Consider the following 24405-nt stretch of genomic DNA (forward strand, 5'->3'; position numbering starts at 1 on the left):
ATTTCAGAATGCGAATTTATTCGTTTTTCAAAGCGTTGATCACTGCTGTAAGTTCATCAATCAATTGTCCCGGATTTCCGGAATAACCTTCAGAAGTAAAACGAATTTTACCATTTTTGATCACTACTTTTCTAGGGATACCGCTTGATTTGAAAATTTTTGCATATTTCGAAAAAGATTCAGTGTTTGTAACACCACCTTTTGGCATTAAATCAAAGTAAGTATCTATTTTGAGTCCTTTTTCTTTTAAATAAGCAACAGCCGCTTTTTTGTATCCTTCATGATTTTCCTGTGTGCTTATAAAGTACACTTCAATCTGTTTGTCTTCTTTGAAGTTGGTAACCAATTGCTGCATCGCCGGAAAAGCCTTTTTACAAGGACCGCACCAGGTTGCCCAAAAATCAATTACGATAATTTTACCGCTATTTAAATCTAATTGTTTTGTTTTTCCGTTAGTTCCCTGAACTTTGATAGCAGGAGCAGGGATATCAATTAAAACGATTTTTTCTTCAGAATTGTTTTCTTTTTTCAATTGCTCTAAATAAGCAGGGAAATCAGTTTCTTTTTTACCTTGTTTTAAAAAGGCTTCTTTCAGTTTAGCAGTCATTCCTTCTGATAAAGTGTTTCTTCTGGCTGCATTTTTTAAGACCTCAATAATCGGTTTATTTAATGCTTCTAAAGCTCTCACATGAATGTCATTGACACCTGCTTTTTCATAACGCATTTCGAATGGCAGTTTTTCGAATGTTTCTAAAACTTCTTTGTACTTTTTAAGCATATCATACATACGGATCTGGATGACCAATTCGGTATTCAGTTGATTTTTTGCATTTTCAGTTGCCTGATTTGGTGACCAGTAAATTCCCTGTATGTAAGACATATCATTTATTTTTTGTTCCATTGATGTGATCATAGGAACAGCTATTGTTTCTAAAACCTCAGGTGTAACGGTTTTTAAATACAAAGCTTTGCCTACATTCTGATGGTAAGCATCTTTCAATGAAGCAAATCTCATAGTTGGAATTAAATCCAGAATACTTTTGTAATCTTTGGCCTGGAAAAAATATTCGAATTTAGTTTTTGCAATATTATCATACAGATACTTCTGTTCAGCCGGCACTTCATCGCTGTATGGAAATTCTGCTAAAAACTTTTCTGCTGCTTTGTTTCTCTCCGTTAAATCAGGGATTCGGCTAAATACCTGGTAGGCTTTGAATCTCAAATAAGTACTTTTTGGAAACTGTTTCTGAATTACATTTTCCAGAGAGTCTGCTTTTGCCGTGTTTTTTAAATCAGACAAATAAATACTGCGAAGTTTAACAAAAACTTCTTCTGGCATTCCTTTAGTATTTTTTGAAAAATCTGCTAAAAGTTTAGGCGCAATTTCGTCAAATTTTTCAGGTTTTTGTTTTTTCAGGATTTTGAAATAGGTATCAAAAAATTCAGGAAATCTGTCCGGATGGTCTTTAACTTCTTTCTTTAACCAATATTCAGTCGCATCTGCATCAATAGAGAAATCTTTGAAATAGCTGTTAAATTCTGAGTTAAAGTCTTTGTTTCTAAAAGTTGCCCAGGCTAAATCTGCACCAGGCATTTTTACTTTAGGTTCCTTAAAAGCAACCAGCATATAACCTTTGTCTTGTCCGGTATCGGTAACAATTCCATTTTCGGCATTACCATAGAATTTGAAAGCCATAAAAGCGCAGTTTTTTGGAACTGTAAAATCGGCGCTGTAAACAGCGCCATTTTTTTTCATTTTAATATCTTCGATTTCCCATTTGTAATCATTGAAAACATAAGCATAGCCGTTGATATTTTTGACGTTTTCTAAAGGCCCTCCTTTTGGATCATACGTCATATTTAAAGTTGATCCGGGAATAGGGATATCTACCATTCCTTGTAATCTGGATGTAACTTCCTGAGCCGTAATTTGTGAGGTAAGTGCGTAAAACGCTAGTACCAAAAACTTGATATTTAATTTTTTTAGCATTGTAATTTGTTTTATTTGCCTAATTCTGGGTTTAAATCGATGTAATTTTGGTTGATTGGGAACACATATCCATCGCTGTTTGGTTCTAAAGTATAAGTTACTCCTTTAAAAACCCTGCTATATGTTTTTTGATAAAGCGGATCAAGGTTTAACCTTCTCTGGTCAAACCAACGGAAGCCTCTTCCTATGAACTCTTTTTGTCTTTCTTCCAAAACAAGGTTTAGGGCTTCAGTACTTGTTGCAGCACTTATCTGATATGCGGAGTTGGCTTTAAATCTTTTTGCCCTAAGAATATTAAGATAATCTATAGCTTTTTGAGTTTGTCCTGCTCTGGCATAACATTCAGCAGCAATTAAATACATCTCTGGGACCGAAACGCCTACGTTAATTCCGTTTGTATTGCTGTAGGTTGCAATTCCAAAACCTCTTCCTGTGTAAGTTGGAGAAACACCAATGTTACCGGGAATTGTGTAATAATCATAACGTAAATCATTAGCTCCAAAACTGCTTAATAAATCATTAGAAAGAGGGGCTCTGTTATAAGCCAGCAGTAATGTTTTAGAAAATATAACTTCAGGATTCTGAATCAAAACCGGATAACTGTAACCAGTGGCAAATGTTTTTAAATCAATCAATCCATTCTGCATTTGTAAAGCTTTTTCAGCATTTTCAAGACTCAATTCATATTGGCCCATGTATAGATACGTTCTTGCCAATAATGCATAGACGGCTTTTTTAGATGGAAGCACATTAAATGGAGGTGTATCCTGAATATCATTTGCCAAAGCACTTTTTAAGTCAGAAATGATTTGATCATAAACTTGTTGAACTGTATTTCTGTCCAATGAAGAAAATAATTCAGGTTTTAATAACAACGGAACTGCTTTTTCTGAATTAGCAGAAGCCGGATCAAACTGAGGGCCATAAGTATTTACTAGCTGTAGATAAGCAAATGCTCTATGAACAAAGGCTTCAGCATAGATTTCTTTTTTCTCGGCATCTGTTCCTTTTTGGCTGCTCATAACGCCATCCAGAAGAACATTACTATAATAAACGGCTTTATATAACCCTATATAGTCTGAATCTCCCTGAGATGGATCGTAGATTTTTTCCTGCCATGTATAACTATTGGCCCAAATTGTATTTACAAGATTTTGATACGTAGTAGGAAATTCTACATCGGCATTGGCTAATAAATAAATACCTCCAGAACCGCTAATGTCGCTATAGGCATTAGCAATAGCTCTGTAATCTGTAGTGTATTTTAATATTCTGTTGTTTCCAACTTGCTCTACTTCAATATAATCTCTACAAGAGTTGAGCAGAAGTGCAGGCAGGATATATAGTGTGAACTTAAGAAATTTCATAAATCTGTTTTTTAAAATTAAAAACCGCAGTTAAATTGTAAAGTGTATGTACGCTGTGGAGGAAGTGTGTTGTAGTTGTTGTTTGACAAATACTGAGGGTCAATTCCTAAATCGTTTTTAACCCATAACAATCCTAAATTTCTTGCTGCAAAATTAAAGCTCAATGATTTTATAAAAGTTTTTTCTATCCACTCGTTTGGTACATTATAACCTAATGAAACTTGCTGTAATCTCACATTATCTGCCGGAAGAACATTAATGTCAGCTATTTGGTAGCGGTTTAAACTATTAAAACTGATATTGGTTAAACCAGGAACATTAGTATTCGCTTCATCTCCGGGCTGTCTCCAACGATCTGTAACAAGTGCGTCTTTAGCAACAGCTCCGTATTGTACTCCTGTGTAAGAAGGATAATTTTGTAAAACAGTATTTCTGAATACATGTCCTGCATAATACGTGATTTGAACTCCTAATTTGAAGTTTTTAAAAGAGAAATCATTCATGAAGCCACCAGAATAAGGAGCGAATGTGGTTCCCATGTATTTTAAATCTTCAGGTTTTAAAGTATTTATACCCTTAGAAGAATCGATTATACTTCCATCATTTGCATAAATAGTAGATTGTCCATTTGCATCTAATCCTGCCCATTTGTAAGCATATAAGTAACCTATTGGATTTCCATTAATAGGATTGCTTCCTAAATATTGATTTACAGTCGTTGCGTTAAACCTTGAGTCTGTAACTTCATTTGTATTGTATCCTATATTTAGGGTACTATTCCATTTAAAAGCAGTATTTATAATAGTTCCTGACAGAGATAAATCAATACCATGCCCTTTTAAAGTAGCTGTATTGTATTTTACAAAAGACCAGCCGTAGGTTGGATTAAATGGAAGGTTTACTAAAATATCATTTGTCTTTTTATAATATAAATCGACACTTCCTCGTAGGCGATTGTTGAAAAAGCCATAATCCAGGGCATAATTTGCTGTTCTGGTCTTTTCCCATCTAATTTCAGGATTTTCCGGAGTAGTGATAGTTCCAGTTGGTAATTGAGTATAAAAATCTACAGATCCAATACTAATTTCAGGGCTTTTGCTTCCAAAACCACCAGGAGGCGAAATTGCAGCTATACCATAAGTAGCCCTAAAAGATAAAGTACTTAACCAGTTAACATCTCTTAAGAAAAATTCTTTATTGATGTCCCATTTGCCTCCAACAGACCATAGAGGTATAGCTCTGTTTTTTTTGGAAACTCCTAATAGATTAGTATCATCAAAACGAACACTTCCTGAAACATGATAGCGGTTCATAAAATCGTAAGAACCCAAACCATAGTATGATACATAGCGGTTTCTGGTTTTACCAATACCATTATCTGAACTTCCAATTATATTTTGCCATCCATAAACAGTGGTGTAATAAGCTGTAGGATTTACAGCTTGTCCTGAGTTCGTGTCAGTATTGTAGCCATAGTATCTTTGGCTGGAACTTTCTCTTCGTTCTTCTCTGACTTCTGCACCTGCTAAAAAGTGTAAGCTGTTATTTTCGTCAAAATTCTTATTGATATTCATCTGAAAACGCATGCTCTGAGTATCATTGCTAGTGTTAGTGGTATATAAATAACCTCCTAATGGTATTCCATATACTAACTTTCCAGCTGAGTTAACAGAGGTTGCCTGATTGATCATGTTTCGGGAAAAATAACTATCTAATTCATTTAAAGATTTGATTTTACTTGTAATCGATGTATACATTCCCGATGCTTCAAAATTTAACCAATTAGTAACTGTTGCTGTTAAACTTGCATTTAATCTTATATTAGCTCCTTTGGTTATTACATTAGAATAATTTAGTTCATCTAAATAATTGTAAGACCATGGTAAATAACCTTTTGCCTCGAATGCTTTTGAAACTTCTGGCCTGAAAAGAAAATAACCGTCAATTCCATTTCCATTTTCATCGGCAATCATATCATATGGGCGCAAAGCAGTAGCCGATACATTGGACAACGCTTCGTTTGCAACAGTATTAGTCTGGTATGTTGTTGGGACATAGTTGATTCCGGTATTCAGTTTTAAGAAACTTTTGAGCTGAAAAGAGTTGTTTAATGTGATAGTATAAGATTTCGAATCATTTCCCCGCATGGCCGCATTATCTTTATTATAACCTAAAGACAAATAGTAGGTACTTTTTTCGTTTCCGCCATTTATAGATAAATCGTATTGTGTGGTAAGTGAGTTTCTTAGTAAGTATCTGTCTATCTGTCCTAAATTATTATTTTGTCCCAGCTGGTTTAACAGAAGGTCTCTTTGGTCTATAGAAATTTCGCCTCTTTTTTGTCTAAACATGATTTCCTGCGCTGCACTAGGGTTAAGAGCTTGCCAGTTCGAAATATTGTCAGCAACGAAACCGCCATTTACAAGGTCTTTTTCGTAATCAATATATTCAGCCGTATTCATGACACGTAGTTTTCCCAAATCTATTTTTTCTCCAATGCTTGTAGTGGTGTTAAAACTTATAGTTGGTTCCCCTTTTTTACCTTTTTTGGTTGTAATCACAATAACACCATTAGCAGCTGCAGATCCCCAGATCGCAGCAGCAGCAGCATCTTTTAAAACTGAAATGCTTTCTACATCATCCGGATTAAGAAAACTTAAAATAGAAGAGCCCGGCACACCTCTTTTAGAGAAAGCAAAATCTTCTCTTGATTGTGGAAAACCATCGATTACTATTAACGGCTGTCCCGTTCCTGAATAACTATTAGTTCCCCTAACACTAATAGCACCTGTTCTTGGATCGACATTGACACCGGCAATTTTTCCTTCGAGTCTTGATTGGATATCTACTGTAGGAACTTCTGCCAGCTCTTTTGCGTTAATAAAACCAATAGATCCTGTCACTCTTTCTTTAGGAATTTCGGTATAACCGTTAGAAACAGTAATCTCTACTGAATGAAGTTCCATCACATCCGGAACAAGCACAGCATCAATTATCCTTTTATTATTGACAGGTACTGTTACCGTTTTAAACCCTAAAGAACTGAAGACAATAGTATCATTTGGAGAAACTTTCATTCGGTAATCACCCTCTTTTCTGGTAATATCCCAAGTTTGTTTTCCTTTTAAAACTACATTCACTCCAAGTAACGGCGCACCTTTTTTATCGGTTACCCTTCCTGTAAGTTCGTATTCTGATTGTTCAGGTCTTTTTTTATTTTTCTTCACAACAACCTGCTTATCAATAATGTCATAGCTTAAATTGTTGTTTTTTAATGCACTGTTCAAAATTTCTTCAAAAGTAGCATCTTTCTCTAATGTTATCGTATTGGCTGTGCTGAGCACTTCATCATTGTAAAAAAATACGTAATCCGTCTGCTTCTCTAGAGTAGCAAAAAAGTCTATTAACGGAGTGTTCTTAAAACGGGCATGCAATTTATTTTGTCCAAGGGAAGGGCTGGCATATAAACTACACATACTGATCCAAATAAATGCAGTCACAGATCTCATAAGCAGCAGATATAAGTAATACTGATATCGTTCAGAAAAGAATTTTTCTGAATTATGTTTTTTATTCATAATTTTGTTTTGAATTTAAGATGTAGTCAATATTTATTAACTACAGTTCTACAATGCCAAAAGATGCGCCAACATCTTTTGGTTTTTTTTTGGTTAGTTAAACAAATAAGAGGCTAATATGATTTTAATGGTCTTATTTCATAGGCTTTAGTGGTTTTGGTTGATTTTTTTATTATTTAATTGTAATAGTTCTTTGGTTAGTATTTACCTGACAAGTATTGTTTGTAATACTTGACAACGCATCAGCCAGTGAATTAAGGTTTTCATTTAAAGCAAATGATCCTGAGTAACTGGTGTTTAAGTTTAAATTGGCTCCTTTTATGAATTCAATTTTATAATATTTTGAAAGTTTGTTTAAAATGGTTCCCAAAGACTCACTTTTAAAGCTGAAGTAACCCTCACGCCAGGATAATACCGACGAAACATCTCTTCCAATTTCTACTTTCAGGTTTTTCTTCTCTTTATTGATTGTACCAATCATTCCCGGAGTTAGATCCTGCTGAAGTTCCTGGTTTTTTAAAATTCCTTTTTTGGTGTAAGTAATTCTTACTTTTCCTTTCAATAATGCAGTTTGAATAGTCTCGTCTTCAGGATAAGAGCTCAGATTAAAAACCGTTCCGAGAACTCTCACATTACAGTCTTTTGTTTTTACAAAAAATGGTTTTGTTTTGTCATGTGAAACATCAAATGCAGCTTCTCCAGTTAAATAAACCTCACGAATTGAGCCAGCAAATTGAGTTGGATATATTAACGAAGAACCAGAATTTAACCATACTGTTGTACCGTCAGCCAATACAATCTGAGTTCTTTTTCCGTAAGGAACATTAACAGTATTGAAAGAAGCCGTATTGCTTGTATTTGTGTTTATGGCTTTTTTTCCAATGAGAACCTGTTCGCCATTCTTGCCGTAGCTTATTACGGAACGCTCATTTACAGCAATAGCTTGCTTATCCTGTAAAACAAGTGAAATGTTTTCTGAATCAAAATTTATCTCCGTTTTTTCCGCACTTGCTGCAAAACGTTCTAAATCGGTTAAAGGTTTTTCGTCAGTTGAAGGGTTTATATATAGTCCGGCTAAGAGAATAATGCTTGCTGCAGCAAAATAAGCCAGCAGTTTTTTTCTTCTTTTCCTTCCGGATTCTTTCTTTTCAAGTTGAACTAATCGATGACGAATCTGTTCCTTTAAGGATTCCTTTTCATCATTCGGTATATTGTTAAAATTAATTTGCAAAACGATTATTTTTGGGTGTATATCTTTAAAGAGAATGATTCTTTAAAAACATAGACAAAAAAAATAACCTTTTTTTAAAGTTTTTTTCGAAGTTCTTTCAAGCATCTGTATATGAGTGTTCTACAAGATTCGATTGAGATTTCCAAAATAGAAGCAATTTCTTCATAAGGTTTGTCTTCGTTAAATCTGTAGAATAATGCTTTACGCTGTTTTTCGGTAAGTTCCTGCATGGCAAAAGCCAGTTTTGAATTTAGTTCAAGAGTGTTTTCCTGATCTATTAAAGCATCTTCAAATGATGCTTCTTTGGGCGTAATATAATCGTATTCAGTATTTAAGTGGAATATTTTCTGAGAGGCCTGATTTTTTTTTAGAATATTTCGCTGGGTGATTTTAAAAAGATAAGACTTTACATTTACACTTTCAGCCAAACCGCTTCTGTATTTGTAAATATCCAGAAAAACATCATGAATAGCATCTTTTGCAATTGTAGTATCCTTAGTATACTGTAAAGCAAAGGTTAACAAAACATCAGCATAAATATCATATAGCGTTTCAAAAGCGGGAATATCGCCTTTTTTAATTTGTTGCCATAAATATATATCTGTGGTGTTATTCTCCATTTATAGGATGAATTGTTTTTGGTATTCACTGGCAAATCTAATAACTTTTATCAGTTAAACGGAGGATGTTTCAAATATTTCGCATGATTTTCTTTGTTTTGATTAAAATAATAAAGATTATTTTGTTAAAATCAATTGTTTTTTTGATTACAATGATTTTGATGTGATGGCATACGTACTGTAAATACGTTTTTTGAAGTAAACTTTAAATTTTAAACAAGCGATTGTTACAAGATTTTTATTGCCAGAATACTCTAAAGCTTTAATTTGTCTAAGCTTTTTTTAGAAGAAAGGTGAAAAAATACAGTTACAAAATTATATAGTTAAAAACATCTGAAACTAAAAACCCATATAAATCGTCCTGTTTGAAACGAGATATATGGGAAATTTAATATATGATTTTAACTGTTATTTTAAACCTGACATGAGAAGTGCTTATCTGCAGGAACCAGTTCAGTTAACCGGGAAGGTATTAAATAAATTATTAGTTGTCTCTTCTTTCTTTTATTCTGTCCTTAATTTTATCTTTATTTTCCTCCTGATTTTTTTTCCATTTGGTATATTGATCGGCAGTTAGAATCCCTTTCATTTTAGCATCATTTGCATCTGCTTCAGCTGTCATTTCTTTTTTGAGAGCTTCTCTTTGCTCAGCAGTTAGTTTTGTGCCTTTTTCCCTTTGTTCTTTTCTGGCTTCTCTCAGTTTTTCAGCTTTAGCACTTCTTTCAGCAATCAGTTGTTTTACCTGTTCCTGCTGTTTTGCGTCTAAGGCTAAGTCAGCGGTTAATTTTTTCAGTTGTCTTTCATTGCGTTGTTCCGGTGTCATTCGCTCTCTTTGTTCACGCATTGGTCTTTGATCCATATCACCGCCATCTCCATCTTGTGCGAAACTTGCTATTCCAACGAATAGTAAAGCCGCCATAAATAATTTTTTCATAATTTGTTTTTTTTAATTGTTTACAGATGTAAGACAATAAACAAAATAAAAGGTTTAATTATTTAACATAATTTTATTTTTTTATTTAGCTGAAGGCTGGTTAAATTGGTTTTTTGATTAGAATATTCTCTGTTTGTAAGTGATCCGATAAATACTCCTTTTTAGTATTTTTAAATGCAAAGCTTCTTAAGTTTAACAAATCCACCTTTGTTTTCCTGTCGATCTAAAGATTGCGAAACAATTAAACTTCCAATAATAATCATATTTAATAATTCGTAAAAAGGCACACTAATCTGTTGCGTTCTTTCAATCTGCTCCATTTCATTTTTCCATTTTAAAAGCTGTTCTTTCGCATTTTGCAAATCACTATCAGACCTTACGATTCCTGCGTTTTGCCGCATCAAATACTGAAGTTTTGTTTTTAATTCGGCCAGATATTCAGAATCAGTTTCAGGTTTATCTGTTTTTTCTTTTCCTGCAATTTTATAATCAGTTGTTTTTATTTCTAAATCAGGATTAGCTAAGTATTCATAAATTCTGCCGGAATAAACTAAAGCTTCCAGTAATGAATTTGATGCTAACCGATTTGCTCCATGCAAACCGGTCTGAGAACATTCGCCACAGGCAAATAAGTTGTGAACAGACGTTTTACCTTCAGTATCAACTACAATTCCGCCACAGAGATAATGCTGGGCAGGCACTACCGGAATCCAGTTTTTTTCTATGTCAATTCCGGCTGTTAAACAGTGCTTGTAAATCATCGGAAAATGATTTTTAAAAGCTTCCAGATCAAGATGGGTACAATCTAAATAAACACAATCATCGCCGGATTTTTTTAGTTCCAAATCAATACTTTGTGATACAATATCTCTTGAAGCCAATTCTTGCCTTGAATCATAATCCATCATGAAACGATGTCCTTGCCTGATACGCAGATAAGCCCCGAAACCGCGAACTGCCTCAGAAATCAAAAATTTAGAACCGCTAGAATCTTCATAAAAAGCGGTAGGGTGAAATTGTATAAATTCCATTTCCTTAATAGTTGCTCCGGCACGATAAGCCATGGCAATTCCGTCACCCGTTGCGATTACAGGGTTAGTCGTATGTCCGTAAAGATGACCGATTCCGCCAGTGGCTAATATTGTAAAGTCTGATTTGTAAGTTTGCAGCAGTTTTGTTTTTTCATCTAAAACAATAATTCCCAGACAGCAGTTTTCTTCGGTAATTAAATCTACAGCAAAATGATGATCGCAAACGGTAATATTCTCTTTTTGGAATACCTGCTTCAAAATAGCGCGTTCAATTTCATAGCCTGTCTGGTCTTTGTGATGCACGACGCGATTTTCAGAATGGCCGCCTTCTTTACCTAAGTTAAGATTGCCATCGGGATCTTTGTCGAATTTTGCACCCCATTCAATCAGTTCTTTTAACCGTTTTGGTCCTTCGGTAATAACCATTTTTACAACGGCTTCATCACACAAACCATCTCCGCAAATAATCGTATCGCTGATATGTTTTTGATACGAATCTTCGTTTTTATCAATCACGATGGCAATACCGCCCTGAGCGTATTTCGTATTGGATTCGTCAGCGTTTGATTTAGTAACAATAGTGATGTTTTTTTTCGGAAATTTTTCTGCCAGGCGAAGGGCAAGTGTCAGTCCCGCAACACCGGAGCCAATAATTAAGTAATTTGTATTTATCATCATTTGGATAACTCAAGCATTCTTTCAATCGGAATTAACGCTTTTTGGATAATAGCTTCGGGTACGGTAATTTCAGGGCTTTCGGTTAACAGACAGTCGTATACTTTTTGAAGCGTATTCATTTTCATATAACCACATTCGCTGCAGGCACAGGTGTTGTCTTCTTTCGCAGGAGCGGGAATTAAGGTTTTTTCTGGGACTTCTTCCTGCATTTTATGTAAAATTCCAAATTCGGTAGCGACAATAAATTTATTGCCAGAATCTGTTTTTACATAATCAATCATTCCGGAAGTGGAGCCAATATAGCTGGCAGCAGCCAAAATAGGAGTCTCAGATTCGGGATGTGCAATGATTTTGGCATCCGGATGCTCTTTATACAACTCAAGTAACTTATCTAATGAAAATGCTTCATGAACGACACAGGAACCATCCCACAAAACCATATCCCTTCCTGTTTTGCTCATCACATATTTTCCCAGATTTTTGTCGGGGGCAAAAATAATAGGCGTTTGTTTGGGAATCGATTCTACAATTTTTACGGCATTGGCAGAAGTCACTACAATATCTGTCAGGGCTTTGACCTCTGCAGAACAATTCACATACGTAATCACAAGATGGTCAGGATGCTGATCCGTAAATTTTTTGAATAAATCAGGAGGACATGACTCTGCCAATGAACATCCGGCATTTGCATCCGGCAGAATTACTTTTTTGGAAGGATTTAAAATTTTTGCTGTTTCTGCCATAAAATGAACTCCGGCAAAAAGAATAATATCGGCATCGGCTTTTGCAGCTTCCTGAGATAATCCCAGGCTGTCGCCAACATAATCTGCGATTTCCTGAATTTCGGTCCGCTGGTAATAATGTGCTAAAAGGACAGCGTTTTTTTCTTTTTTGAGTTTTATAATCTGCTCTTTTAAATTTTGTATTTCGATTGTATCCATTTTTAAAAAATATTTGTCTAATGATTAGAAACCTCCAAACCGAATAAACGAACCAAAAATCAGCATTACAATACCGATTGTCGTAACTGATACGATATGAAAAGTCATTTCGGGTAATTTACGCGGATTGGTTTTCAGTTGAGGCAAAACCCGAAATTGGGCGCTTAAGGCAAAAACTACAGTGGTGAGCAATAAAATTAATTTTGATGAAACGACACTCTCAATTGGTGTGGCGAACTGAAACCAATAGTTTATAGTTACGCCATATTTATAAGCCATTAAAATACCTGTTACGACCAGTAAAAATAAGGAAGTCATGCCTACAGGTTCGTATTTCTTTTCGTAATTCAGAATAATGTTTGGGTCTTTTTCTTTTAGTGCTTTAGGCAGATAGGCCACAGAAAGCAGTATGTGCCCGCCAACCCAAATGGCGGCACATAAAAGATGAATGATTAAGAGAAAATGGTGGTTCATAGTTTTTTTACAAATTATCCTCTTAAACAAACTTTGATTTTGGCAGAGGAAAGTTTTTGACTGTCTAATTTTTGATGCGAATGACCTAATGGCTTTAAAGTTGAAACACCGTTTAGAAAATGTTGGAGGTAATAATTGCCGCTGTAATTTTTGCTTTCTAAATAGGCAACCATTTTCAGAATGTCTTTTTCAGGAATCAGTTCTGAATGTACGGTGGTACGGACTTCAAACGGAACCTGGCTTTCGAGTAATAAATGCAAAGAGGCTTCAAACTTGTCGAAAAGTTCTGACTGGGTTATGTGTTTAAAATTTTCCTGCAAGGCTTTAAAATCCAACGCTACGTAATCAATCAGGCGATTTTCAATCAGTGTTTTTATGACATTTGGTTTAGAGCCGTTGGTATCGATTTTAATATGGAAGCCCATTTTTTTTATTTCCATAATGAGTTCTAAAATGTTTTTGTGCAGCAGACATTCGCCTCCGCTGAAAACAACTGCATCAAGTAAATTTTTTCGGCTATGAAGAAAAGAAATCACTTTAGAAAATGAGATGGTTCCTTTGCCCAGTACAATCTCCGGATTGTAGCAATACAAACAGCGCATATTGCAGCCTGCAAACCAAAGAATACAGGCTGACTTATGCGCATAATCCAATAAAGTAAACGGAGTTATGCTGTAAATAGGATTACTGGCATTTTCCTTCATTGAAATGGGTGCGTTGTTTGTGTTCTCCTTTTTTACCGATGTTAAAACTCTCTACCGGACGATGATAACCCATTACTCTCGTGTACACAAGACATCTAGTTCTTAAATGCTGTTTTTCTTCTAAAATTGCTGTGACTGTTTTCATATGAATTATAAATTATAGTTTATTGATGATGAACTAATTTTGTTTCTTCGGTAATAATGTTTTCATCACATTTGGGACAATATTCGTGTTCTCCGTTCAGATAACCGTGTGTGGGACATACACTAAAAACTGGGGTTACAGTAATATAAGGCAGTTTAAAATTCGATAAAACCTTTTTTATGAATTGTTTGCAGGCTTCAGGAGAACTGATTTTTTCGCTCATGTATAAATGCAGGACGGTTCCTCCGGTGTATTTGCATTGCAGTTCATCCTGTAAAAACAAGGCTTCAAAAGGATCTTCGGTATGATCTACAGGAATTTGCGAACTGTTGGTGTAATAGATGTTTTCCTGCTGTCCTGCCTGATAAATATCCGGAAATCGTTTTTTATCTTCTTTCGCAAAACGATACGTTGTTCCTTCGGCAGGAGTGGCTTCGAGGTTGTAGAGGTTTCCGGTTTCTTCCTGAAATTCTTTCATCCGGTTTCTGATATGTTCTAATATTTCAGATGCAAATGCAATTCCGATTGCTGAAGTTATGGTATCCTGACTTTCTGTGAAATTTACAATCAATTCGTTCATTCCATTTACACCAATGGTAGAAAAATGATTTCTAAAATGCTGTAAATAACGTTTTGTGTACGGATACAAACCGCGATCGTACATTTCCTGCACAAAAGCTCTTTTTTTCTCCAGAGTCGATTTAGAAATGTATAGTAACTGATCTAATTCTTTAAATAATTGCGTTTTATTTCCTTTATGTAAATAGCCCAAACGCGCCATATTTAGGGTAACGACACCAATACTTCCGGTCATTTCGGCGCTTCCAAAAAGACCGTTACCGCGTCTTAGCAATTCACGTAAATCCAGCTGCAGACGACAGCACATACTGCGGACAGCGTTGGGTTTATATGCATTTGGGTTTTCGGATTTATTTCCGTTTTCATCCAAAATATACTGGCTTCCCATAAAATTCTGAAAATAGGAAGAACCTATTTTGGCTGTATTTTCAAAAAGTAAGTCGGTATTTTCTCCGTTCCATTCAAACTCTTCGGTGATATTTACTGTCGGAATAGGAAAGGTGAAGGGCTGACCATTGGCATCGCCCTCTGTCATTACTGTATAATAAGCTTTGTTGATGAGGTTCATTTCCGTTTGAAAATGCTCGTAACGCAAATCAGTTAGTTTCGAAACACCTCTTTCCTGAGCCCGAACCAAAAGGTCATGACTAAAGTTTCCTTCAAAAAAGTGTAAGTCATTTTTAGTCGGTATCTGAGTTTTTAAATCTTCGGGAACGACCCAGTCCAGTGTAATATTCGTAAAAGGCGATTGACCCCAGCGAGCCGGAACATTAAGGTTGTAGACAAAACTTCGTACAGCTTTCAAAACTTCATCAAAACTCAAATGATCTTTAAAAACATACGGGGCCAGATAAGTATCAAAGGAACTAAAAGCCTGTGCACCTGCCCATTCGCTTTGGAGAATTCCGAGAAAATTAGCCATTTGCCCGAGAGCTTCCCTGAAATGTGATGGCGCTTTGCTCTCAACACGTCCGCGAACTCCATTGAAGCCTTCGTTTAATAACGCACGCAAACTCCAGCCGGCGCAATATCCTGTCAGGCAATCCAGATCATGAATATGAATGTCGCCATTGCGGTGTGCATAACCTTCTTCTTTGCTGTACACTTTATCCAGCCAGTAATTGGCAATGATTTTTCCGGCTACATTATTCACAAGACCGGCGTTAGAGTAGGAGGTATTGGCATTGGCATTAATACGCCAGTCGGTTTGCTCTATATATTCTTCAATGGTTTGTGTACTGTCTATATACGTTGTATCCCGATTTAAACCCTGAATATGCTCACGCTGCATTTTGCGGGTATGGCGGAATAACATAAACGAACGCATCACATCAAAATACTTTTTTTCGAAAAGGTTTTTCTCAATTAAATCCTGAATTTCTTCAACAGCCCAGGTTTCCTTTTTTTGTAAATCGCTAATCACTTTTGTAAAAACCGATTGATCAGTAGGTATAGAAACGCTCCGAAAACTTTTTTCGATAGCATCTTTAATTTTAAAAGATTCAAAAGGTTTGAATTGACCGTTTCTTTTGATAACATATTTTTCCATATGATGGCGATTTATTTGGTTTGTTTTTTCGGGATTAAAAAGCAGGCTATTTTGTATTAAAGATATTTTTGTCTTTAATTATTTTGCTCTTTTTTTAATTTTTCAACTATCTGTATTTGTAATGTTTAGGTGAATTATGAAAAGCTTTTTTTGGGAATGTAATTTTATAATTTAAAAAAAAAAGAAGAAATGATTTTTATCATGTTTTACTGGTTTAAAATGGTATTATTTTGCTGTAATCAAATAAAAGATAAAAAAGTCTTTTATTGATGAGTTACGATAGATTTAACACCAGACAATTATGAAACCTAAACTACAATTAAAAAGAAGCATTAGAATTGCTGCAGCTTTTGTACTGATTTTTGGTATGTTTTCCTGTGCCAAAAATGAAACGAAGGATGCTCAGTATTATCAGAATATTGAAACAAGTGGGCAAAAAGAAGCAGAACTTACTGCACCGCCATTGGTTCCCAAACCAGTTGGGGACCGTGCGGCAACAAACCTGATTGTCAATATGGAGATCAAAGAACAAGAAGGCGAAATGGTAGACGGGGTAAAATACACCTACTGGACTTTCGGAGGCTCTGTTCCGGGCAGTTTTATCAGGACCAGAGTGGGCGACGAGGTAGAATTTCACTTAAAAAACCATCCGGATAATAAAATGCCACACAATATTGATTTACATGCGGTAACCGGACCGGGAGGCGGGGCAACTTCTTCATTAGTAGCTCCGGGACACGAAAAAGTCTTCAAATTCAAAACAATCAATCCCGGACTATATGTGTATCACTGTGCCACAGCACCGGTAGGAATGCACATAGCAAACGGAATGTACGGTTTGATTTTGGTAGAACCAGAAGGAGGATTGCCGCCAGTTGATAAAGAATACTACATTATGCAGGGTGATTTTTATACAAAAGGAAGCTACGGAGAACCCGGAAAACAGCCTTTTGATATGAACAAGGCCGTCAAAGAAGAACCGGATTACGTGGTCTTTAACGGAAAAGTAGGTGCTGTAACAGGTGATAAATCAATAACGGCAAAAGTAGGTGAAACGGTACGTATTTTTATGGGTAATGGCGGTCCAAACTTGGTTTCGTCTTTCCATGTCATTGGTGAAATTTTCGATAAAGTACACATTGAAGGAGGGGATATGATTAACAAAAATGTTCAAACCACACTGATTCCCGCAGGAGGATCTGCAATAGTTGAATTTAAAGTTGAGGTTCCAGGAACTTTTATTCTGGTAGATCACTCCATTTTCAGGGCATTCAATAAAGGAGCTCTCGGAATGCTGAAAGTGGAAGGCGAAGAAAATAAAAAAATATACTCAGGAACCACTCAGGAAGGTATTTATCTGCCTGAAGGCGGAACTATTCAAAATATGCCAAAAGAAAAAGGAGCAGTGAAAACTGTAGTGGCTAAAACGGTTCCGGAACAGCTTAAATCAGGAAAAGAACTCTACGGAAGAACCTGTTTTGCCTGCCATCAGCCAAGCGGAGAAGGGATTCCGAATGCTTTTCCTCCTTTAGCCAAATCAGATTTCCTGAATGCAAATCCGGACAGAGCCATTGGTGCGGTATTGCATGGATTGAGCGGAGAGATTACGGTAAACGGTAAAAAGTTTAATAACGTGATGACCAGTCAGCATTTAACCGACGAAGAAGTTGCTGATGTTTTGACCTACGTGTATAACAGCTGGGGCAATAATAAAACCGTGATCAATCCGGCAAGAGTAAAAGCGGTGAGAGCAAAGCCTGCTCCTAAGGTAACAGCAGAACATTAATACTAACTGAATATTAAATTTTAAAAAACAGAAAATGAAAAAATATGTTTTTACAATCGTAATGATGGGTTTAACCTGTTATGGATTTAGCCAGAATACGGTTAAGGGAAAAGGGGTTTATGATAAGGTTTGCATTACCTGCCATCAGTCAACAGGCTTGGGAATACCGGGAGCTTTTCCGCCATTAGCAAAGTCTGACTATCTGAATAAAGATGTGAACAGGGCAATAAAAGGAGTTGTAAAAGGCTTAAATGGGGCAATTACCGTAAATGGCAAAAAGTTCAATGGAGTCATGCCAGCTCAGTCTTTAAGCGATCAGCAGCTGGCAGATGTTCTGACTTATGTTTATGCAAGCTGGGGAAATAGTAAAAAAGTAGTAACTCCAGAAATGGTGAAAGCTCAAAGAAAATGATGCATTAAAGTAAAGCAGCAACAATGTTTACGCAAAAAACAAGAATAATTTTCTTTTTATTATTTCTGAGTACACTTTGTGCTCAGGAGGTTCATATGGCGGCTATAAATGGGGGGACTTTTGTTCCCCTTTATGGCGCTGTTGATAAAAAGCCGATTAAAGTGGAATCATTCAAATTGGATGTATATCCTGTTACAAATGCACAATTTTTAGCTTTTGTAAAAAAATATCCTGAATACAGTCCTTCTAAAATCAAACGTCTTTTTGCAGATAAGAGTTATTTGTCGCAATGGGAAAGTGATTTTAATTACGGGAAAAACAATTTAAGTAATGCTCCGGTAACCAATGTTTCCTGGTTTGCAGCCAAAAAATACTGCGAGTGTCAGGGGAAAAGACTCCCAACAATGGACGAATGGGAATTTGTAGCAATGGCCGACGAAAAACGTACAGATGCCCGAACAAAAGAGGAATTCAATACATATATTATGTCCTGGTATGAAAAACCAAACACTTATGCAAATCCAATTGGAAAGACCTTCAAAAATTACTGGGGAGTTTATGATATGCATGGGTTGGTCTGGGAATGGACAGCCGACTTCAATAGTATTTTTCTTTCGGGCGAATTCAGAAAAGATAAAGATACTGATAAGAGTCTCTTTTGCGGAAGCGGATCTGTAAATGCAACCGACCTGATGAACTATGCAGCTTTTATGCGCTATGCTTTTCGTGGAAGTCTTAAAGCGAAATATACGACTAAGAATCTTGGATTCCGTTGTGCCAGCAACGAAAAAAATGGGTTAACTACCACTAAAAAACAAGACAATGGAAACAAAAAAAACATACCGAAAAATAAAAAATAGAAGTTACAGCTTCCTTTTCTCAATACTACTGGTGATGACAGCAACATTACAATCCTGTAACCAAAAAGAAAAGCCAGCGGAAATAGAAAAACCGGTTTCTGATTTATCGATTTACAATCTTCCTTCAAAATGGACAACACAAAACAATCAGGATATAGAATTGAAAGACCTGAAAGGAAATGTTCTGGTAATGGTTATGATCTATACTTCATGCAAAGCAGCCTGCCCGCGTTTGGTGGCAGATATGCGGAATATTGAAGCCCGTTTGCCAGAAGACGTTAAGAAAAATGTCAAACTGGTTTTGGTAAGTATTGATCCGGAAACCGATACGCCAAAACGCTTAAAAGCTTTTTCCATAGAAAATAAAATGGAAGGTGACCAGTGGCTTTTTTTACGTTCAACGGAAGAAAATACGAGGGAGTTCGCGGCAGTTTTAGCTGTTAATTATAAAAAAATATCCCCAATGGATTTTTCCCATTCTAATATCATTAGTGTTTTTAATGCTGATGGAGAATTAGCTTATCAGCAGGAAGGTTTGGGAGTCAATTCTGATGAAACAATCAAAAAAATAACAGAGGAAGCTCAAAAACTAAATTAAGATGAAAGCCTTAAAAATAGCCTGCTTAGTCCTACTAACAATGGCAAGTTTTGAAACGTATGCCCAGGAACTGGATGCTAATTTGCAGCTTAGACCTCGATATGAATACCGAAACGGATACAAAAGCCTGATGCCAAACGGAGAGAGTGCGAGTTCATTTGTATCACAGCGTTCCCGTCTGAATTTCAATTTCAAACAGGAAAAATTAAAATTAAAACTGACTTTGCAGAATAGCCGAACCTGGGGCGATGTGGCAACTACATCAACAGCTGATAAAAACGGAGTAGCTGTTTTTGAAGCCTGGGGAGAGTATCAATTCACTCAGAATTGGACAGCAAGATTAGGGCGTCAGGTAATTTTGTATGACAATCAGCGTGTTTTTGGGGAAATTGACTGGGCGCAGCAGGGACAAAGCCATGATGCTGCTGTGTTTTCTTTTCATCCTAAAAACCATCAACTGGACTTAGGTGTTGCCTTAAATGCGAATGCTGAAAATTTACTCGAACCCAAAATACCTTATATCACTAATTATAAATCCATGCAATATGTCTGGTACCATACGAAATGGGATAAAATAAATACCAGTTTTTTAGTGTTGAATACCGGTTATGAATTCGAAAAGGCGATAGGGAATTTAGAAGTTGATTATAAGCAGACTTTTGGAACTTACCTTACTTTTAAAGAGAAAAAGTGGGATATTGATTTAGGGGTATACGGACAGACAGGTAAAAGTACCGATAAAAAAGTCAGTGCCTGGTATGCAGGAGCGAATTTGGGTTATGCTTTTTCAGATACCTTTAAAGCTTTTTTGGGGTATGAATTTCTTTCGGGAAAAGATCAGGATGATGCAAGTCCGGTAATAAAATCATTCAGCCCTATTTTTGGAACGAATCACGCTTTTAACGGTCTGATGGATTATTTTTATGTCGGGAATCATCAAAATAGTGTAGGGTTGCAAGATGCCTATCTCAAATTAAATTATTCAGTTAAAAAATGGCAGTTTAGTTTAGTACCCCATGTTTTCAATGCACCGAATATAGTTTTAGATGCTTCGAATAAAAAAATGGATTCTTATTTAGGGACAGAGTTCGATTTTACGTTAGGTTACACAGTTCAAAAAGACGTTATGATTTCTTCAGGCTATTCACAACTATTCGCTTCCAAAACCTTAGAAAGGCTAAAGAATGTTAATGATGCTTCTAATACCCATAATTGGGCTTGGGTAATGGTATCATTCAATCCCCGAATATTTACTTTAAAACAATAAACTATTCCATTTAATAGATCTTTCTTGTTTAAAATGAAGTTTATAATGAAATGGTAAATTACTTTTAAACTCTTTTTTGCTGTAAAAAGAACATGTTATCTTTATAATTTTGAAGAATATCTTGTTTTAAAGTTTGTTTCTTTTGTGCTTTAAACGTAGTTTAGTTATTCACTATGTAAAATATTATTGATACTTAAATTCGTCGTTTCTTTTCTATTGATTTGCTAGGCTATGAGTTATATTAAGCATTTGCCGAAAAAGGATTAAAAAAGGATAGATAATAAATCAAATTTTAAAACAGTAATTATGAGCGTAAATTCTATTTATAATAAAAAAAAGATTGCTTTTTTCTCGACTCAGCCGTATGATAAAACGTTCTTCAATAAGTATAATGATGAATTTAGTTATGAATTGGATTATTTTGAAACACAGCTGAATCCTCAAACCGTAATCCTGATCGAAAACGCAGCAATTGTATGTGTTTTTGTAAATGATATTGTCAATGAAGAAGTGATAAAGCAGCTGGCAGAAAAGAACGTAAAAATTATTGCTCTGCGCTGTGCCGGTTTTAACAACGTCGATTTAGAAGCCGCAAAAAGATACCATATAAAAGTCTGTCGTGTGCCGGCTTATTCACCTCAGGCGGTTGCCGAACATGCTATGGCGATGATTTTAACTTTAAACCGAAAAACACATAAAGCGTATAATCGCGTTCGAGAACAAAATTTTGCTTTAAACGGTTTATTAGGTTTTGATTTATTCGGAAAAACAATCGGAATTATCGGAACCGGGAATATAGGGAAAGCTTTCACTAAAATAGCCTTAGGATTTGGTTGTAAAGTCCTGGCGTATGATATTGCCGAGAATGATGAAATGATTAAAGATGGCGTTTCTTTTGTAAGTTTAAATGAGGTATTCCAATCAAGTGATATTATTTCGCTGCATTGTCCGCTCAATGATCAGACCAGGCATATCATCAGTAGAGATTCTATAGCCTTAATGAAAGAAAATGTCATGATAATCAACACCAGTCGTGGCGGATTAATCGAAACAGGCTGTGTTATTGAAGGCTTGAAACAGGGAAAAATAGGGTATCTCGGAATCGACGTTTACGAACAGGAAGAAAAACTGTTTTTCAGGGATTTGTCGGATGATATTATTCAGGATGATGCAATCCAGCGATTAATGAGTTTTCCGAATGTTTTGGTCACGGCGCATCAGGCGTTTTTTACCAATGAAGCTTTGACTCAGATTGCATTGGTCACTTTCAATAATATAAAATCACTTTTGGCGCAAAATTATATTGAAAATAAAGCGGCGTTATTGGTTTAAAATAATGTACGGTAGAAACCTAACAGGTTTTCAAAACCTGTTAGGTTTAGCATTTCGGATATTTTTTGTATCTTAATTACTTAAAATACAAATTATGAAGCGTATAATTCTAATTTTAACCGGGATTTCAATATTATATTCCTGTCGAAACAAAGAAGCAGAATCCAAAAATATAATTAAAGCCATTGTTCAGGATACTTTGTCTAAAACACTCGGCGGTACAGCAGATGTAAGTGATGATGCACGAAATGATCAGAAAGCGGTCGAATTGATTCGTAAACAACTGCAGATTTTATTAAAGAATGATCTTCCGGCAATGACAAAAGAAGACCGCTACTTTTACTACGAAGCTTTTGATTTGAATAACGATCAGAAAAATGAATATTTGGTGGGCTTCTCAAACTCCTATTTCTGCGGAAGCGGAGGCTGCTCAGGTTATATTTTGGATCATGACGGAAGCCTGATTAATTTTTTTACCGTAACTGATTTCCCAATTTATGTCACAACAACGCCAGCTGAAAAGTTTTATGATTTGATTATGGAAAGCAGCGGAAAGTTTCATCATATAAAATTCAAAAACGGAAAATATCCATCAAATCCATCTGTCCAGCCCGAACATAAAGGAGATTTTCCGAAAGGAGGTTCAAAGGTTTTGGATATTCAGGGAAAGAAATTGGAGAGGTATTCGTTTTAGAATATGTTAAAGTAATTCCTAATTATATGTTTAGGGTGTAAATAAAGTATATATTTGCATAATATTTACAAATAAAACCTTTAAGTGATGTTGTTAAACTTTAGAGTCTCAAATTTTCGCTCAATTAATGAAATGGTTGAATTGTCTATGATACCTAGCGATTTAAAAAATCCAGTAAACGTAATCAAGAAGACAAATCCCGAGGCTACAAAAAATAAAGATTATTATGCATTGACTTCAGCAGCTATTTATGGGCCTAATGCGAGTGGGAAAAGTAATATTATTAGAGCGTTGTATGCTTTTAGAGCATTTATAGAGATGTCTACAGATAATAAACCGAATGGTAATATTTTTTTGCATGATCCATTTAAATTAAGTAATGAAAATTTAACAAAAGGTTCTTACTTTTCTATTGATTTGTTAATTGATGAAGTTTTACATGTTTATTCTGTTGAAGTATCAGCGAATGAAATTTTAAATGAAACTTTAATGATCTATCCAAAAGGAGTGCAGGTAAAAGTTTTTGAAAGGAATCGTCAAAAAATCGTTAAAGGAAATGGATATGAAGGAATTTTTGAAACGATAAAACAACGTACAACTGAGAATCAATTATTTTTAGGTAAAGCTGCGCTTGAAAACGTTGAAATTGCCAAAAAAGTTTATGAGGAGATTACTCTTATTGTAGTTTTTACAACTGATGGCTTCCATTCCAATAAATTTAATGATACTTTTAGCAAAATAATGTTTCAAGACTTGCAAGTATGGGGGGATCTCTTAAAATTATCAAAATCCCTAATTCAAAAAATAGATACTCAAGTAGTTGATTTTGAAGAAATTGATGGGAGAATTAAAACATTTCACTTGAATGATAAAAATGAAAAAATAGAGTTTGAGTTTATAGATGAATCGTCTGGAACACAGAGGGTTATTGCATTTAGTCCTATCGTTTTAAATAGATTGAGAGGTGGAAGTGTTTTAGTTGTAGATGAATTTGAAAGAAGCTTACATCCAGAGATTGCACAATATATTTTAGGTTTATTTAATGATCCAGAAGTTAATAAATATGGTGCTCAGTTTATATTTGCTACACATGATACAACCTTATTGAGCCTTGAGAACAAATTAAGAAGAGATCAAATCAATTTAGTAGAGAAAAATTCAAAAGGAGAAACTGAACTGTATACTGTCTCTGATATTAAAGGAATCAGAGAGGGTAATTTTGAAAAATGGTATACAGAAGGAAGGTTAGGAGGAGTACCCAATATTGCAAAGGAAACTTTTAGACATGAATTAATTGAATTTATAAATTCATAATTATGGCTAAAAGACCAAAGAATAATTTTAAAACAAGAAGTTTCAATTCCAAAGTTTTGATTCTTTGTGAAGGACTAACGGAGAAAAATTATTTTAATGCAATGAAAGAGGATTTAGGGTTGCCTAAAACCATTGCTGTAAATGTAATTGATTGTAAAGGGGATGTAACTGATATTTTAAAAAATGCTAAGAAAGATGGTTTTGAAAAAATATTTGTAGTTTTTGATCATGATAATTTTCCAAAGCGAGGAGATGTTTTCAAACTTGCTTCTCAAAAAAGTGCAGATGTTATTTTTTCAAGTAAATTCGACTAGAATTTTT

Annotated in this window: 20 protein-coding genes and 1 pseudogene; 9 read left to right on the plus strand and 12 right to left on the minus strand. The window is 35.3% G+C overall.

Features of this window, described 5'->3' with window-relative positions:
- Positions 1-16: 16 nt before the first annotated feature.
- From OZP09_RS17525 to OZP09_RS17580, 12 genes are all read right to left on the minus strand, one after another.
- The gene (locus OZP09_RS17525; RefSeq protein WP_281309736.1) at positions 17-1990 is read right to left on the minus strand and encodes a TlpA family protein disulfide reductase; all 1974 of its coding nucleotides are present in this window, start codon (positions 1988-1990) and stop codon (positions 17-19) included.
- Between the two features lie 11 nt (positions 1991-2001).
- Positions 2002-3357: a RagB/SusD family nutrient uptake outer membrane protein gene (locus tag OZP09_RS17530; RefSeq protein WP_269234970.1), complete on the minus strand. Its 1356-nt coding sequence runs from the start codon at positions 3355-3357 to the stop codon at positions 2002-2004.
- Between the two features lie 17 nt (positions 3358-3374).
- On the minus strand, positions 3375-6935 hold the full coding sequence (locus tag OZP09_RS17535) for a SusC/RagA family TonB-linked outer membrane protein (RefSeq protein WP_269234971.1): 3561 nt from the start codon (positions 6933-6935) through the stop codon (positions 3375-3377).
- Between the two features lie 172 nt (positions 6936-7107).
- Positions 7108-8166 carry a FecR family protein gene (locus OZP09_RS17540; protein ID WP_281309737.1) on the minus strand — a complete coding sequence of 353 codons (1059 nt, stop codon included), beginning with the start codon at positions 8164-8166 and terminating at the stop codon, positions 7108-7110.
- Positions 8167-8240: 74 nt separating this feature from the next.
- On the minus strand, positions 8241-8786 hold the full coding sequence (locus OZP09_RS17545) for an RNA polymerase sigma factor (RefSeq protein WP_281309738.1): 546 nt from the start codon (positions 8784-8786) through the stop codon (positions 8241-8243).
- A gap of 484 nt (positions 8787-9270) precedes the next feature.
- The gene (locus OZP09_RS17550; RefSeq protein WP_269234973.1) at positions 9271-9720 is read right to left on the minus strand and encodes a DUF4890 domain-containing protein; all 450 of its coding nucleotides are present in this window, start codon (positions 9718-9720) and stop codon (positions 9271-9273) included.
- Between the two features lie 170 nt (positions 9721-9890).
- Entirely contained in the window at positions 9891-11429 is a 1539-nt protein-coding gene (gene nadB / locus OZP09_RS17555; protein WP_349293607.1) for an L-aspartate oxidase, read from the minus strand.
- Positions 11426-12370, minus strand: a complete 945-nt coding sequence (nadA, locus tag OZP09_RS17560; protein WP_269234974.1) for a quinolinate synthase NadA — start codon at positions 12368-12370, stop codon at positions 11426-11428. The genes nadB and nadA overlap by 4 nt, the downstream gene beginning before the upstream one ends.
- Positions 12371-12394: 24 nt before the next feature.
- On the minus strand, positions 12395-12844 hold the full coding sequence (locus tag OZP09_RS17565) for a CopD family protein (protein WP_269234975.1): 450 nt from the start codon (positions 12842-12844) through the stop codon (positions 12395-12397).
- 14 nt (positions 12845-12858) lie between these two features.
- A complete protein-coding gene (locus tag OZP09_RS17570) occupies positions 12859-13548 on the minus strand; it encodes an anaerobic ribonucleoside-triphosphate reductase activating protein (RefSeq protein ID WP_281309739.1) in 690 nt (229 codons plus the stop codon).
- On the minus strand, positions 13529-13693 hold the full coding sequence (gene nrdD / locus OZP09_RS17575; protein ID WP_269234978.1) for an anaerobic ribonucleoside-triphosphate reductase: 165 nt from the start codon (positions 13691-13693) through the stop codon (positions 13529-13531). Before nrdD ends, OZP09_RS17570 begins: the two co-directional genes overlap by 20 nt.
- Before the next feature lie 19 nt (positions 13694-13712).
- On the minus strand, positions 13713-15821 hold the full coding sequence (locus OZP09_RS17580) for a ribonucleoside triphosphate reductase (RefSeq protein WP_281309740.1): 2109 nt from the start codon (positions 15819-15821) through the stop codon (positions 13713-13715).
- A 301-nt stretch (positions 15822-16122) separates the two neighbouring features.
- Between OZP09_RS17580 and nirK the strand changes: the two genes are divergently transcribed.
- The 9 genes and pseudogenes from nirK (at position 16123) to OZP09_RS17625 (ending at position 24398) form a co-directional block, all read left to right on the plus strand.
- Entirely contained in the window at positions 16123-17607 is a 1485-nt protein-coding gene (gene nirK / locus OZP09_RS17585) for a copper-containing nitrite reductase (RefSeq protein WP_281309741.1), read from the plus strand.
- Between the two features lie 88 nt (positions 17608-17695).
- Positions 17696-18019, plus strand: a pseudogene (locus tag OZP09_RS17590) (c-type cytochrome); the annotation flags it as partial.
- Positions 18020-18042: 23 nt separating this feature from the next.
- The gene (locus OZP09_RS17595; protein ID WP_281309742.1) at positions 18043-18879 is read left to right on the plus strand and encodes a formylglycine-generating enzyme family protein; all 837 of its coding nucleotides are present in this window, start codon (positions 18043-18045) and stop codon (positions 18877-18879) included.
- Entirely contained in the window at positions 18842-19477 is a 636-nt protein-coding gene (locus OZP09_RS17600; RefSeq protein WP_432419439.1) for an SCO family protein, read from the plus strand. Before OZP09_RS17595 ends, OZP09_RS17600 begins: the two co-directional genes overlap by 38 nt.
- Before the next feature lies 1 nt (position 19478).
- A complete protein-coding gene (locus OZP09_RS17605) occupies positions 19479-20744 on the plus strand; it encodes an alginate export family protein (protein ID WP_269234980.1) in 1266 nt (421 codons plus the stop codon).
- A 306-nt stretch (positions 20745-21050) separates the two neighbouring features.
- Positions 21051-22076, plus strand: coding sequence for a 2-hydroxyacid dehydrogenase (locus tag OZP09_RS17610; RefSeq protein WP_281309743.1), 1026 nt, complete (start codon positions 21051-21053; stop codon positions 22074-22076).
- Between the two features lie 94 nt (positions 22077-22170).
- Positions 22171-22770: a hypothetical protein gene (locus tag OZP09_RS17615; protein ID WP_269234981.1), complete on the plus strand. Its 600-nt coding sequence runs from the start codon at positions 22171-22173 to the stop codon at positions 22768-22770.
- A gap of 147 nt (positions 22771-22917) precedes the next feature.
- Positions 22918-24084 carry an AAA family ATPase gene (locus tag OZP09_RS17620; RefSeq protein ID WP_269234982.1) on the plus strand — a complete coding sequence of 389 codons (1167 nt, stop codon included), beginning with the start codon at positions 22918-22920 and terminating at the stop codon, positions 24082-24084.
- A 2-nt stretch (positions 24085-24086) separates the two neighbouring features.
- Positions 24087-24398: an RloB domain-containing protein gene (locus tag OZP09_RS17625; RefSeq protein WP_269234983.1), complete on the plus strand. Its 312-nt coding sequence runs from the start codon at positions 24087-24089 to the stop codon at positions 24396-24398.
- Positions 24399-24405 lie beyond the last annotated feature (7 nt).

Origin of the sequence: Flavobacterium flavigenum (assembly GCF_027111255.2) — a bacterium.
GTDB lineage: Bacteria > Bacteroidota > Bacteroidia > Flavobacteriales > Flavobacteriaceae > Flavobacterium > Flavobacterium flavigenum.

Coding starts and splice junctions, on each gene's coding strand:
- OZP09_RS17570 (WP_281309739.1), bottom strand. CDS start 13,548: ATGAAGGAAAATGCCAGTAATCCTATTTACAGCATAACTCCGTTTACT.
- OZP09_RS17615 (WP_269234981.1), top strand. CDS start 22,171: ATGAAGCGTATAATTCTAATTTTAACCGGGATTTCAATATTATATTCC.
- OZP09_RS17565 (WP_269234975.1), bottom strand. CDS start 12,844: ATGAACCACCATTTTCTCTTAATCATTCATCTTTTATGTGCCGCCATT.
- nrdD (WP_269234978.1), bottom strand. CDS start 13,693: ATGAAAACAGTCACAGCAATTTTAGAAGAAAAACAGCATTTAAGAACT.
- OZP09_RS17620 (WP_269234982.1), top strand. CDS start 22,918: ATGATACCTAGCGATTTAAAAAATCCAGTAAACGTAATCAAGAAGACA.
- OZP09_RS17535 (WP_269234971.1), bottom strand. CDS start 6,935: ATGAATAAAAAACATAATTCAGAAAAATTCTTTTCTGAACGATATCAG.
- OZP09_RS17545 (WP_281309738.1), bottom strand. CDS start 8,786: ATGGAGAATAACACCACAGATATATATTTATGGCAACAAATTAAAAAA.
- OZP09_RS17580 (WP_281309740.1), bottom strand. CDS start 15,821: ATGGAAAAATATGTTATCAAAAGAAACGGTCAATTCAAACCTTTTGAA.
- OZP09_RS17610 (WP_281309743.1), top strand. CDS start 21,051: ATGAGCGTAAATTCTATTTATAATAAAAAAAAGATTGCTTTTTTCTCG.
- nadA (WP_269234974.1), bottom strand. CDS start 12,370: ATGGATACAATCGAAATACAAAATTTAAAAGAGCAGATTATAAAACTC.
- OZP09_RS17550 (WP_269234973.1), bottom strand. CDS start 9,720: ATGAAAAAATTATTTATGGCGGCTTTACTATTCGTTGGAATAGCAAGT.
- OZP09_RS17600 (WP_432419439.1), top strand. CDS start 18,842: ATGGAAACAAAAAAAACATACCGAAAAATAAAAAATAGAAGTTACAGC.
- OZP09_RS17530 (WP_269234970.1), bottom strand. CDS start 3,357: ATGAAATTTCTTAAGTTCACACTATATATCCTGCCTGCACTTCTGCTC.
- OZP09_RS17595 (WP_281309742.1), top strand. CDS start 18,043: ATGTTTACGCAAAAAACAAGAATAATTTTCTTTTTATTATTTCTGAGT.
- OZP09_RS17525 (WP_281309736.1), bottom strand. CDS start 1,990: ATGCTAAAAAAATTAAATATCAAGTTTTTGGTACTAGCGTTTTACGCA.
- OZP09_RS17605 (WP_269234980.1), top strand. CDS start 19,479: ATGAAAGCCTTAAAAATAGCCTGCTTAGTCCTACTAACAATGGCAAGT.
- nirK (WP_281309741.1), top strand. CDS start 16,123: ATGAAACCTAAACTACAATTAAAAAGAAGCATTAGAATTGCTGCAGCT.
- nadB (WP_349293607.1), bottom strand. CDS start 11,429: ATGATGATAAATACAAATTACTTAATTATTGGCTCCGGTGTTGCGGGA.
- OZP09_RS17625 (WP_269234983.1), top strand. CDS start 24,087: ATGGCTAAAAGACCAAAGAATAATTTTAAAACAAGAAGTTTCAATTCC.